We start from the raw sequence: 13,089 nt of genomic DNA, 5'->3' as shown, positions 1-13,089 counted from the left end.
TTACGCAGAATAGGGTGCTGATGGTTCCCTGGAAAGAGCCACTGGCGTATCTTCTGGTGGTACCACGAGGAGATCCGATGAATATTCCTGATGATGCGTTTTATGGGCTGCTGACGAAGGCCGTGCAGTTGCGCGACGGTGAAACGCTGCAGCGGACGATTTACCATGCGCTGCGCAACGCTATTCTGAACGGGCAGCTGCAGCCGCAGAGCCGTTTGCCCGGCTCGCGCGCCATTGCCCAGCAGCTGCAACTTTCACGTAATACCATTAATGCCGCGCTGGATCAGCTGGCGACGGAAGGCTATTTGCTGCGTGATCGACAAGGCTCTCAGGTGGCGACGCTGCCACATTCCCCGACGAATGAAACGACCCCGCCCTTGGTAATCCGCCTGCCACCGCATCTGGCACAGCTGCCCGCAGGTACGCGTCGGGATTCGCCGGTGCTGGCGTTTACACCGGGCACGCCTGCGGTGAACTATTTCCCGTTGCCGCTTTGGCGCCGTCTGCTCGATCGCGTATGGCGTGATGAAGGCAGTACGCTGTTGGGCTACGGTGATTCCGCTGGCGAATGGTCGCTGCGGATGGCGATTGCCCGGCATCTGGCGCTGTCACGCGGGATTGATTGCGATGCAAGCCAGGTGGTGATTACCGAAGGCGCACGTGAAGGGCTGAATTTGTGCACCCAGCTGCTGAGTGAAAGAGGCCAGCCGGTGTGGTTCGAAGACCCGGGATATTTTGGCGCACGCAGCGCGTTTATTTCCGCCGGATTGCCGATTCATGGCCTGCCGGTGGATGAAGAAGGCATGTGCTTTACCTCGGTGGCATTGCCCACGCCGCGATTCATTTTCACTTCGCCTTCGCACCAGTATCCGCTCGGAAATCTGATGAGCGCCACGCGACGTCTGGCGTGGCTGGAGTTCGCCCGTCAGCATGACGCGTGGATTATTGAAGATGATTACGACAGTGAGTTTCGCTACAGCGGCGAGCCGATTCCGGCGATGCTCGGGATGGTGCCGAATGCACCGGTGGTGTATCTCGGGACTTTCAGCAAAACGCTGTTTCCGTCGCTGCGTATCGGATTTGTGGTGATGCCCAAAGCGCTGGCTAAATCGGTGCAGCCTGCGATTCATTCGTTGTTACGCGGTGGGCATCGCGCCGAGCAGCGAACGTTGGCGCATTTCATTGAGGAAGGGCACTACGCGCGGCACCTGGCGTCGATGCGTCGTTTATACCGTAAGCGTCAGGCGCAGCTCCGGGCGGCCATTCAACAGGAGCTGACGTTTCCACACCAGATTTCTGCCGGGGAAGGGGGAATGCATCTGACGGTGAAAATCGCCGGGATTGATGACGGAAAGGTGGTGGATTTAGCGCGCCAGTTCCAGCTGGCCCCGGCGGCGCTGAGCCGTTTTTATCTTGACCCGACTCAGGGCGAAACCGGGCTTGTGCTGGGGTACGGCAATACGTCCGCTTCGCGGTTTACGGCCGGTATCCGTACCCTGAATCAGCTTATTGCGCAGACTCGGCGCGCGTCAGAGTAAAGATGTCGTAGAACGACAGTTCGCCTTTGGTGGCGATCATTTTCTTCAGTTGGTTTTTCTGCGGTTCTGCCACGCGCGGCGACTGCATAATGCTGTCGATCAGCGCTTCGGGTACGAAACGGGTGTTGTACCATTCGCCGTTGTAGCAGACGCGGAAATCGAGCACGTCTATATCTTCGTAACGGTAGCGTGGGGCCACGTCAAAAAAGAAAAATCCATTCATCACGATGAACAGTACCACCAACAGCCATTGAGAATCCGCCAGCGTTTCGGAACGGTACATCACAATCCAGGTGGCGAGGAAGCCGAGATACATGGCGATAAACAGCCCTGGGAAGCGGCGAATAAAGCTGATGCTGAAGCGCGGACGATTGTCTCGCTTCTCGGTGCTGTTCAGCTCGTTGATGGTGCGGGTGAGCAGTTGTTGGATTTCGGACATCTGCGCCTTCTGTTATGCCTGAATCGGGGATGCCCTATTTTATGTTGCGTCAATTCAGGCGAAAAGTAACAGTTCAGTGACAGAAAAGCATAACAGTCAGGTGAGCATTTTGATTATCTTCGCCGGATTGCCGCCCACCACCGCATTGGCCGGGACATCTTTTACCACCACCGCGCCGGAGGCAATCACCGCATTATCGCCGATGGTGACCCCCGGATTAATGATAGCCCGGCCGCCAATCCAGACGCTGTTGCCAATCGTTACCGGTTTTCCGTATTCCGCCCCGCTGTTACGCTCGTCGGCATCCAGTGGATGGGTGGCGGTATAAATATGTACGCCGGGGGCGAGCATGCAGTTGTCGCCAATTCGAATCGGACAGACATCCAGCATCACGCAGTCGAAATTAGCGTAAAAGTTATGGCCGAGGAAAATGTTGTAGCCGTAGTCGCAGCGGAAAGTGGGCTCAATATACGCGTCTTCGGCCCGCCCGAGCAGTTCACCGAGCAAACGGGAACGTAGCGCTTTCTCCTCAGGCGAGGAGTGATTGTATTGATGCAGAGAGTTTCTGGCGCGTAAACGGTCGGCACGGAGGGTGACATCACCCGGACGATACAGCTCTCCGGCGATCATTTTACATTTTTCTTCACTCATGTGATTCTCCTTTTAATCAGAGAGTCACAGTATAGGCTGTCGCACCATTGGGGAACGTTCCCTGGCTCGACGTGTGACTTTTATCACATTGTAATCTGTACTGTTGTCAGTAAAGAAATAAGAGGGAGGGGAGCATTAGCTGTGTTAATTAACGGATAAATTTCCACACTGATGATGGGATTTTATCATAGAGCTTATTCATTGTGAGTTCTGCGAGACGATGATCCGCTGCTGAGTAAAAAACAGCCAGTTCATTATCTGAGAGTTCATATTTATTCTTTTCAATAACGCGTTCCAATGTATCAAGCGTCTGACAACGTCGCAGTCGCATCAAATAATCAGTTTTTGTTAAAGGTTGATCTGACATAACTTCACCTTTTTGATTGTAATAATTTTAACAAGAAAGACTTACAGGGTTCGTCCGGCTAAGATTGACAAAGCAACGGAAGAGTCTGTTTCCTGACTTCCGCCATTTCTGCAAATCATCAGCATTAATGCCGTAGTTACTGAACAACATAAAGGTGTCGTCCAGATATTCATCAATTTGCGCGATCAATTTATTGTCTTCGTTATACTTAATTTTGTAATTAAGTGCGAAGGTTGCAATGTGCTCGATCAGTTCATTAAGTTGAAGATTCAGGGCCGACGTAGGGTCATTAACCCAGCCAGCTCGGTTTTCTTCAAGGTTAGCGAGACAGTCATGATACAACGTTTCACAGAGGAATTTAAGCTGTGCGAGATCATGTCTTTTTGGCGAGTACTCGTCCATAACGCATCCCCTTATGATTAATCAACAAACACCGTGTGGGATGGATACTACTGTCTGACCCGGAACATACGCTGTGAACCTGATACCGTAACTATAATCTACTCTGAAAAAGATTTCACCGCGCTATTACGAAAAATTACAATTACCGTTATTTCGCGAGTCGCCATCCACATTACACGACATTTCTATTACCAATGACGTCCGACTGTTACCGTAAAATAGGCGCAGACACGCTTATTTTTCATTGGGTTATCTTTAATGAAAACCTGTTTTAATGGATAGCCAGTAAGTGCAAGGCAATCAAACTAAGAGCAATCCTACGCTATCATCTGAAAAGAAGGCAGGATTTCGGCATATTGCCTGAAGAAAATATCCACATTATTAAGATTATATCCCTAATGATTGCTGGCATTAAATAAACAATTGCGCAATACGTGCGATTAATCTTAGGAACAAAAAAGAAGGGCCGCAGAAGCGGCCCTTTTTCATTTCAGCAAACGCTAATTAATGGCGTTCTACCGGATGACTATGTTCTACATCTTCGTTCTTTTTACTGAAACGGCGGCGAACCACCACGAAGAACACGGGAACAAAGAAGATAGCCAGAACGGTCGCAGTGATCATCCCGCCCATTACGCCAGTACCTACGGCGTTTTGTGCACCGGAACCTGCACCAGTACTGATAACCAGCGGCATTACCCCGAGGATAAACGCCAGGGAGGTCATCAGAATCGGACGCAGACGCATACGGACCGCTTCGAGCGTCGATTCAATCAGGCCTTTACCTTCTTTCTCCATCAGATCTTTGGCGAATTCCACGATAAGAATCGCGTTCTTCGCCGACAAGCCAATGGTTGTCAGCAGGCCTACCTGGAAGTATACGTCGTTGGTCAGCCCACGGAAGGTGGCGGCTAACAGCGCACCCACAACCCCGAGCGGAACCACCAGCATGACCGAGAACGGAATCGACCAGCTCTCATACAGGGCTGCCAGACACAAGAACACGACAATCAGTGAAATTGCATACAGGGCAGGGGCCTGGTTACCGGACAGACGTTCCTGGTAGGACATCCCCGTCCAGTCGTAGCCCACGCCGGTCGGCAGTTTGCCCGCCAGCTGTTCCATCAGCAGCATCGCTTCACCGGTACTCTTACCCGGTGCAGCCTGGCCGAGGATTTCCATCGAAGGCAGACCGTTATAGCGTTCCAGACGCGGTGAACCGTATTCCCAGCGCGAGGTAGAGAAGGCGGAGAACGGCACCATCTGGCCATTGCTGCCACGTACGTACCAGTTGCCAATATCGTTCGGCAGCATACGGTATGGCGCTTCGGACATCACATACACTTTTTTCACGCGGCCACGGTCGACGAAGTCGTTGACGTAGCTACCGCCCCAGGCGGCTCCCAGCGTGGTGTTGATGTCGCTAATGGACACACCGAGCGCCTGCGCTTTTTCCTGATCGATATCTATCTTGAACTGCGGCGTATCTTCCAGGCCGTTCGGACGAACGCCGACCAGCATGTCAGGGTGTTTCGCAATTTCACCGAATAGCTGGTTACGCGCCTGTGTCAGTTTCTCGTGACCCAGACCCGCCTGGTCAATCAGCTGGAAGTCAAAACCGGTTGCGGTACCCAGTTCCACAATCGCCGGCAGGTTAAAGGCGAAGACCATCGCATCTTTAATCTGCGAGAAACGCGCCATGGCACGGCCAGTGATAGCTTCCACTTTGTTTTCCGCACCCGGACGTTCACTCCAGTCCTTCAGAGAAACGAACGCGATACCGGTGTTCTGACCACGGCCGGCGAAGCCGAAGCCGTTAACCGCGAACACAGATTCAACGTTAGCTTTCTCTTTGTTGAGGTAGTAATCCGTCACCTCATCAAGCACTTTCTGCGTACGTTCCTGCGTTGCACCTGCAGGCAGCTGCGCCATGGTCAGGAATACGCCCTGGTCTTCATCCGGCAAGAAGGAACTTGGCAGACGAACGAACAGATAGGCCATGCCCACCACGATGATGATATAGAGCAGCAAATAACGACCGGTGCTGCGCAGGATGTTACCCACGCTGTCGGTGTAATGATGCGTGCTCTTATCGAACATGCGGTTAAACCAGCCGAAGAAGCCTTTGTGCTCGCCGTGTCCGCCTTTCTGAATAGGCTTCAACATGGTGGCACACAGGGCTGGGGTCAGAATCAACGCCACGAGAACTGACAGTGCCATCGCCGATACGATAGTGATGGAGAACTGACGGTAAATCGCACCGGTTGAACCGCCGAAGAAGGCCATCGGGATGAATACTGCGGACAGCACCATCGCGATACCCACCAACGCGCCCTGGATCTGGCCCATCGATTTACGGGTCGCTTCTTTCGGCGGTAGTCCTTCCTCGGCCATGACACGTTCGACGTTCTCGACCACCACGATGGCGTCATCTACCAACAGGCCGATGGCGAGCACCATCCCGAACATCGTCAGGGTGTTTATCGAGTAGCCGAAGATAGACAGAATCGCGAACGTACCCAACAGTACCACCGGTACGGCGATGGTTGGGATCAGCGTGGCGCGGAAGTTCTGCAGGAACAGATACATGACGAGGAACACGAGGATTATCGCTTCAACCAGCGTTTTCACCACTTCGTGAATGGAGATTTTCACGAACGGCGTGGTGTCGTATGGGTAAACGATTTTCATCCCTGCCGGGAAGAACGGCTCCATGCGTTTCAGTTCCGCGCGGATCGCATCGGCGGTGTTCAGCGCGTTCGCGCCGGTCGCCAGTTTGATCCCCAGACCTGATGCAGGCTGTCCGTTAAACTTCGCGACAACATCGTAGTTTTCGCCGCCGAGTTCAATCTTCGCCACGTCACGCAGGCGAACCTGCGAACCGTCCGGATTCACTTTCAGCAAGATTTTGCCGAACTCATCGGTATTCGTCAGACGTGTCTGGGCGATGATCGAGGCGTTCAGCTGCTGGCCTTTCACCGGCGGAGTACCGCCTAACTGACCAGCTGCAACCTGGGCGTTCTGTGCTTTCAGAGCGGTGATAACATCAACCGGAGTCAACTGGAAGTTATTCAGTTTGTTCGGGTCCATCCAGATACGCATCGCGTACTGAGAACCGAATAGCTGAACGTCACCGACGCCGGAAGTACGGCTGATCGGATCCTTCATGTTGGCTGCAACGTAGTCGGAGATATCGTCCTGCGTCATGGTGCCGTCGGTGTTAATCACACCGACAACCATCAGGAAGCTACTTGACGCTTTCTCAACGCTCACGCCCTGCTGCTGAACTTCCTGCGGCAGAAGCGGCATCGCCAGCTGCAGTTTGTTCTGCACCTGAACCTGAGCGATGTCAGGATCGGTACCCGACTGGAAAGTCAGCGTAATGGTTGCTGTACCCGTGGAGTCACCGTTTGACGACATGTACATCAGGTTATCGATACCGTTCATGTTCTGTTCGATAACCTGCGTCACGGTGTTCTGCACGGTCGCAGCATCCGCTCCGGGATACACGGCCGTGATAGCAATCGCCGGTGGCGCAATCGTTGGATATTGCGCTATCGGCAATTTGAGGATCGCAAGCCCTCCTGCCAGCATGATAATGATGGCGATCACCCATGCGAATATGGGGCGATCGATAAAGAAATTAGGCATGTCTTAACGTCTCCTGTTTAAGTTAAGACTTAGGCTGTTCTGACGCTGCATTACCTGCAGTTTGCTGCTGTGCGTCAGAAGTGACTTCCTGCGCTTTTACCTGAGCGCCCGGTTTCACTTTTTGTAAACCGGTAATGATGACGCGATCGCCTGTTTTCAGACCGTCTGTAACCAGCCATTTGTCGCCGATAGCCTGGGTTGCGGTAATCTGGCGAAGTTCAACTTTGTCGCCTTCACCGACCAGCATGACGCTGGCATCACCACGTGGGGTACGCGTTACGCCCTGCTGAGGTACCAGCAGCGCCGTCGGGTTGGTCCCTTCTTCCAGTTTTGCCCGCACGAACATGCCCGGTAACAGGGTATGGTCAGGATTCGGGAAGACAGCGCGAAGGGTAATAGAACCGGTGGTCTGGTCTACGGTCACATCAGAGAATTCCAGGGTACCATTCTGCGAATATTTGATACCGTCCTGAGTAACGAGGTCGACTTTCGCTTTGCCGTCAACTTGCTTCAGCGCGCCGCTCGCCAGTTCCTGCTTCAGACGCAGGAAATCGTTACTGGATTGCGTAACATCCACATAGATAGGATCAAGCTGCTGCACGGTTGCCAGGGCATCAGCCTGACCGTTCTGTACCAGCGCACCTTCGGTAACGGAAGATTTGCCAATGCGGCCACTGATTGGAGAAGTCACTTTGGTGTAAGCCAGATTGATACGCGCGCTTTCAACCGCAGCTTTTGCAGCGACAACGGCAGCGTTAGCCTGCTGTGCATCCGCCAGGGCTGTGTCGTAATCCTGCTTACTGATGTACTGCGTACCGACCAGTTTCTGATAACGGTTAACCGTCAGCTGAGCGATTTTCGCTGCAGCATCTGCTTTCGCCAGATCGCCTTTTGCACTGTCGTACGCAGCCTGATAGGTTGCCGGATCAATCTGATACAGAGACTCGCCAGCCTTGATTTCACCGCCTTCCGTAAAGTTGCGCTTCAGGATAATGCCACTCACCTGAGGACGAACTTCTGCGATACGGAAAGCACTGGTGCGGCCAGGTAATTCAGTCGTGATTTGGAGAGGTTCGGTTTTGAGCGTTACAACACCAACTTCTGGCGTATGCGCCGCTCCTTGTTGAGCCTGTTTATCGTCACATCCTGTAAGCGCTAAGCTGCCTGAAAGCATCAGAACGACCGCCAGAGGCGTTAACCCTCTGTTTTTGTTCATATGTAAACCTCGAGTGTCCGATTTCAAATTGATCAATGGATCAAATGTCCACAAACCCATTGCTGCTTTATATTATGGTCGTGCTATGGTACATACATTCACAAATGTATGTAAATCTAACCTCTGTAAATTCACCAACCTATGGCACGAAAAACCAAACAACAAGCCCTGGAAACACGGCATCACATACTCGATGTGGCCCTGCGGTTGTTTTCCCAACGGGGGGTATCATCCACCTCGCTGGCCGAGATTGCAAAAGCGGCTGGTGTTACCCGCGGAGCAATTTACTGGCATTTCAAGAACAAATCAGATTTATTTAACGAAATCTGGCAGCTTTATGAATTCAGTATCGGCAGTCTTGAGTCTGAGTATCAGGCAAAATTCCCCGGCGATCCACTTTCAGTTCTTAGGGAAATCCTGGTCTATATCCTGGAAGCGACGGTGGTCGTAGAGCGTCGGCGCTTATTGATGGAGATAATCTTCCATAAATGTGAATTTGTTGGCGAAATGGCCACTGTGCAGCAGGTTCAGCGCGACCTTTGCCTTGAAAGTTATGACCGGGTAGAACAGGCCTTACGGGAATGTACGCTAGCCGGACAACTTCCGGCTGATTTACTCACCCGACGTGCTGCCATTTTGATGCGCAGCTATATTTCCGGGATTGTCGAAAATTGGTTATTTTCCCCCGACACCTTTGACCTGAAAAAAGAAGCCCGAGACTACATCGCTATTTTGCTGGAAATGTACCAGCTTTGCCCGACGCTGCGGGCTGGCCCGTCGCAATGAATGCGCAAAAGGGAATATACCCGGAATTTTCCTAAGGCTGACTGCTATTCGGCGAACGGGAGAAATGCTATTCTTCGCCGGCTATTGCTCCCGGCGTCTCCGGCCCTGAACTCATTCATGCTGACACTATGCTGCACAACAATTTCTGGCGAAAATCATTTTCCGCGCTCATCATCGCTCTGACCTTTTTCTTCGGTACCTTTGGCATTTCGCAGGCGCGCGCGCAAAGCAATAACGATCTGCCTGATCGGGCTGATGTGCAAAAGCAACTCACGACGCTGAGTAAGAAAAAAGAACTCACTCCGCAGGATAAGCTCGTTGAGCAGGACCTGTCGGACACCCTGCAATTGCTCGATAAAATTGACCGCGTCAAAGATGAAACCGCACAGCTTAAACAGCAGATAGACCAGGCCCCGGCCAAAATGCGCCAGGCTACCGACAGCCTCAACGCGCTATCCGACGTCGACAACGATGACGAAACCCGCAAAAATCTGAATCAGCTTTCGATGCGTCAACTGGAAGCGCGGGTCACTGAATTACTCGATCAACTGCAAAACGCGCAGAACGATCTCGCCACCTACAACAGTCAACTGGTGTCTCTGCAAACGCAGCCCGAACGTGTGCAGAACGCCATGTACAACGCGTCCCAGCAGCTCCAACAAATTCGTAATCGCCTGAACGGCACCACCGTGGGTGAAGACGCGCTGCGTCCGAGTCAACAAACCATGCTGTTAGTGCAGCAGGCGTTGCTCAACGCCGAACTCGATCAACAGCGTAAAAGCCTCTCCGGCAACACCGTGCTGCAGGACACATTGCAGAAACAGCGCGATTATGTCACTGCCAACAGCAACCGTCTTCAGCATCAACTCCTGCTGCTACAGGAGGCGGTCAACAGCAAGCGTCTGACCCTGACCGAAAAAACGGCGGAAGAAGCGGTCTCACCTGACGATGCCGAACGCATTCAGGCGAATCCGTTGGTCAAACAGGAACTGGATGTTAACCATCAGCTTAGCGAACGTTTGATTAAAGCGACCGAGACCGGCAACCAGCTGGTGCAGCAAAATATTCGGGTCAAAACCTGGCTCGACCGCGCGCTGCAGTCCGAGCGCAACATCAAAGAACAGATTTCGATGCTCAAAGGCAGCCTGCTACTGTCGCGTATTCTCTATCAGGAACAGCAGACGCTGCCATCGGCGGATGAACTGGAAGACATGACCAACCGCATTGCGGACCTGCGTCTTGAGCAGTTTGAAGTGAATCAGCAGCGTGATGCGCTGTTCCAGAGCGACGATTTCGTGGCGAAGCTGGAAGAGGGCCACAACACTGACGTCACCGACGAAGTGACCGATGCGCTGACCCAGGTGGTCGACATGCGTCGTGAATTACTCGACCAGATGAACAAGCAGCTCGGCAACCAGCTGATGATGGCTATCAACCTACAGGTGAACCAGCAGCAGTTGATGAGTGTATCGAAAAGCCTGCGCTCTATTCTTACCCAGCAAATTTTCTGGGTGAACAGCAACAAACCGATGGACTGGGATTGGATTAAATCGTTTCCGTCGGCGCTGAAAGATCAGTTCAGCAAAATGAAAGTCACCGTCAACTGGGAAAAAGCCTGGCCATCGGTGTTCGTTGCTTTCCTTGCCGGATTGCCGCTGTTACTGATCGCCGGGCTTATCCGCTGGCGCATGAAATGGCTGCGCAACTACCAGCAAAAGCTGGCCTCGGAAGTGGGGCAATTGCGTAACGACAGCCAGCTCAATACCCCGAAAGCGCTGTTTATCGATCTGATCCGCACCCTGCCGGTGGTGATGCTAATCCTGGCGATGGGTCTGATCCTGCTGACCATGCAGCTTAACATCAGCGACCTGCTGTGGGCGTTCAGTAAAAAACTGGCGTTGTTCTGGCTGATTTTTGGCATGTGCTGGAAAGTGCTTGAGAAAAACGGCGTGGCGGTGATGCATTTCAACATGCAGCCGCAGCTGACCAGCCACTGGCGTCGCCAGATTGTACGTATCAGCCTGGCGCTGCTGCCGCTGCACTTTTGGTCTGTTGAAGCGGAGCTCTCGCCGCTGCACCTGATGGATGACGTGCTCGGCCAGTTTGCGATTTTCCTCAACCTGATGCTGGTCACGGTGCTTATCTGGCCGATGTGCCGTGACAGCTGGCGTGACAAAGAGTCCCACAGCCTGCGCCTGATAACCATTACTACGCTGGCGATTGTGCCGGTTGCGCTGATGGTGCTGACTGCCACCGGGTATTTCTACACTACGCTGCGCTTGGCCGGACGCTGGATTGAAACCGTTTATCTGGTCATTCTGTGGAACCTGATTTACCAGACCGTGCTGCGTGGCCTGAGCGTTGCCGCTCGCCGAATTGCCTACCGCCGTGCGCTGGCGCGTCGTCAGCATATTGTGAAAGAGGGCGCGGAAGGGGCAGAGCCGCTGGAAGAACCGACCATCGCGCTGGAAGACGTTAACCAGCAGACGTTGCGTATTACTGTGCTGGTGATGACCGCACTGTTTGGCGTGATGTTCTGGGCGATTTGGTCAGACTTAATCACCGTATTCGCCTATCTCGACAGTATCACGTTGTGGCATTACAACGTGACCGAAGCCGGGGCCGAAGTGCTACGTAACGTCACGCTCGGTAGCTTGCTGTTTGCGCTGATTTCCTTTGGGGTTGCCTGGGCGTTGATCCGTAACTTACCGGGCCTGCTGGAAGTGCTGGTGCTCTCGCGTCTGAACATGCGCCAGGGGGCCTCTTACGCCATCACGACGATTTTGAATTATGTGATTATTGGCGCGGGCGCAATGACGGTCTTCGGCTCGCTCGGCGTGTCGTGGGACAAACTGCAATGGCTCGCCGCCGCGCTGTCGGTCGGTCTTGGCTTTGGTTTACAGGAAATTTTCGGTAACTTTGTGTCAGGCCTGATCATCCTGTTCGAACGCCCGGTACGCATCGGCGATACAGTGACCATTGGGACGTTTTCGGGGTCGGTCAGCAAGATCCGTATCCGCGCCACCACCATCACCGACTTTGACCGTAAAGAGGTGATCATCCCGAACAAAGCCTTCGTGACCGAGCGTCTGATTAACTGGTCACTGAGCGATACCATCACTCGCGTGGTGATCCGTTTGGGCGTGGCCTACGGCTCTGATCTGGATAAAGTCAAAGAAGTGCTGCTGCAAGCGGCGATGGAACATCCGAAAGTCATGCACGATCCGGAGCCGTCGGTGTTCTTCACTACTTTCGGCCCGAGCACGCTGGATCATGAGCTGCGTCTGTACGTGCGCGAATTACGCGATCGCAGCTACACCGTGGACGAGCTGAACCGCACCATCGACCGTCTGTGTCGTGAGAATGGAATTAACATCGCGTTTAACCAACTGGAAGTTCATCTGAGCAACAAAATGGGTGATCAAGTGACGGAAGTGAAGCGCGAAGTGAAAGGGGACGATCCGACACCTGCGGGTGCGTGATGGGGGGGCTGGATCGGTGGAATTGTTCCGTTCACCAGGGCTCCTCTGCTTTTCTGTTACACCGTTGACGGTGAACGTGCAAAGGGAGCTCGCCGCCGCTCCCTTTGCAATCCCGGCTCCCGGCGATCAAAATCGCCGCTTCGCGGTGCCCGTGACTTATTGCGTCTGGCTTTCGGGTCGGGCGCAGGTAACATCCCTGTAAGTTGCGCCCTCCGCCCGCATCCCTGCGGGCGGCCCCGGCCAGCCGCAAACGTCCCGGCGATTTTCAGCCGGACACAAGGTCAACACCCTCAGTTCCCTCTGACACCGGTTGTGTCCCCGCCAGAAATCGCCGGGCTGTAGGCCAGATGACAAGGTCAGACCGCCAGGGATGGCGGGCTGAGGCGAAACGAGACAGGAAGTCGAGTAGAGCCGGCCGCAGGCAGATGGCTGAAAGACCGGGCAGTGCGAAGCACCGATTTCTTTTGCGGGGTCGCGGGGATTGATAAGGGGCGCGCGAAAGCGCCCCTTATCCCGTTCACGTTCTGCATGAGTTGCGGAACCTGCTGAACATTTGG

Annotated in this window: 9 protein-coding genes; 3 read left to right on the top strand and 6 right to left on the bottom strand. The window is 53.5% G+C overall.

The window, feature by feature from the left end:
• Positions 1-77 precede the first annotated feature (77 nt).
• Positions 78-1,538, top strand: coding sequence for a MocR-like pyridoxine biosynthesis transcription factor PdxR (gene pdxR / locus MUU51_RS21010; RefSeq protein ID WP_258968532.1), 1,461 nt, complete (start codon positions 78-80; stop codon positions 1,536-1,538).
• Here the strand turns inward: pdxR and MUU51_RS21005 are convergent.
• The 6 genes from MUU51_RS21005 to acrA all read right to left on the bottom strand — a co-directional run bounded on the left by MUU51_RS21005 (position 1,507) and on the right by acrA (position 8,264).
• Entirely contained in the window at positions 1,507-1,977 is a 471-nt protein-coding gene (locus MUU51_RS21005) for a YlaC family protein (protein WP_159772762.1), read from the bottom strand. The two genes, pdxR and MUU51_RS21005, sit on opposite strands and share 32 nt — an antisense overlap.
• Before the next feature lie 96 nt (positions 1,978-2,073).
• Positions 2,074-2,628, bottom strand: coding sequence for a maltose O-acetyltransferase (maa, locus tag MUU51_RS21000; protein WP_159772765.1), 555 nt, complete (start codon positions 2,626-2,628; stop codon positions 2,074-2,076).
• Positions 2,629-2,776: 148 nt separating this feature from the next.
• The gene (gene hha / locus MUU51_RS20995; RefSeq protein ID WP_125355557.1) at positions 2,777-2,995 is read right to left on the bottom strand and encodes a hemolysin expression-modulating protein Hha; all 219 of its coding nucleotides are present in this window, start codon (positions 2,993-2,995) and stop codon (positions 2,777-2,779) included.
• Between the two features lie 27 nt (positions 2,996-3,022).
• Positions 3,023-3,397 carry an Hha toxicity modulator TomB gene (tomB, locus tag MUU51_RS20990; protein WP_110511699.1) on the bottom strand — a complete coding sequence of 125 codons (375 nt, stop codon included), beginning with the start codon at positions 3,395-3,397 and terminating at the stop codon, positions 3,023-3,025.
• Between the two features lie 504 nt (positions 3,398-3,901).
• Positions 3,902-7,048 carry a multidrug efflux RND transporter permease subunit AcrB gene (acrB, locus tag MUU51_RS20985; protein WP_258968531.1) on the bottom strand — a complete coding sequence of 1,049 codons (3,147 nt, stop codon included), beginning with the start codon at positions 7,046-7,048 and terminating at the stop codon, positions 3,902-3,904.
• Positions 7,049-7,070: 22 nt separating this feature from the next.
• Entirely contained in the window at positions 7,071-8,264 is a 1,194-nt protein-coding gene (gene acrA, locus MUU51_RS20980) for a multidrug efflux RND transporter periplasmic adaptor subunit AcrA (RefSeq protein ID WP_258968530.1), read from the bottom strand.
• A 141-nt stretch (positions 8,265-8,405) separates the two neighbouring features.
• On the opposite strand from acrA, the gene acrR reads away from it, so the two are divergent.
• Positions 8,406-9,050, top strand: coding sequence for a multidrug efflux transporter transcriptional repressor AcrR (gene acrR, locus MUU51_RS20975; protein ID WP_159772774.1), 645 nt, complete (start codon positions 8,406-8,408; stop codon positions 9,048-9,050).
• 128 nt (positions 9,051-9,178) lie between these two features.
• Positions 9,179-12,532 carry a mechanosensitive channel MscK gene (gene mscK / locus MUU51_RS20970; protein ID WP_258968529.1) on the top strand — a complete coding sequence of 1,118 codons (3,354 nt, stop codon included), beginning with the start codon at positions 9,179-9,181 and terminating at the stop codon, positions 12,530-12,532.
• Positions 12,533-13,089: the final 557 nt, after the last annotated feature.

The organism is Scandinavium manionii (genome assembly GCF_024764775.1).
GTDB lineage: Bacteria > Pseudomonadota > Gammaproteobacteria > Enterobacterales > Enterobacteriaceae > Scandinavium > Scandinavium manionii.
This window is presented reverse-complemented; position numbering and strand designations above follow the sequence as displayed.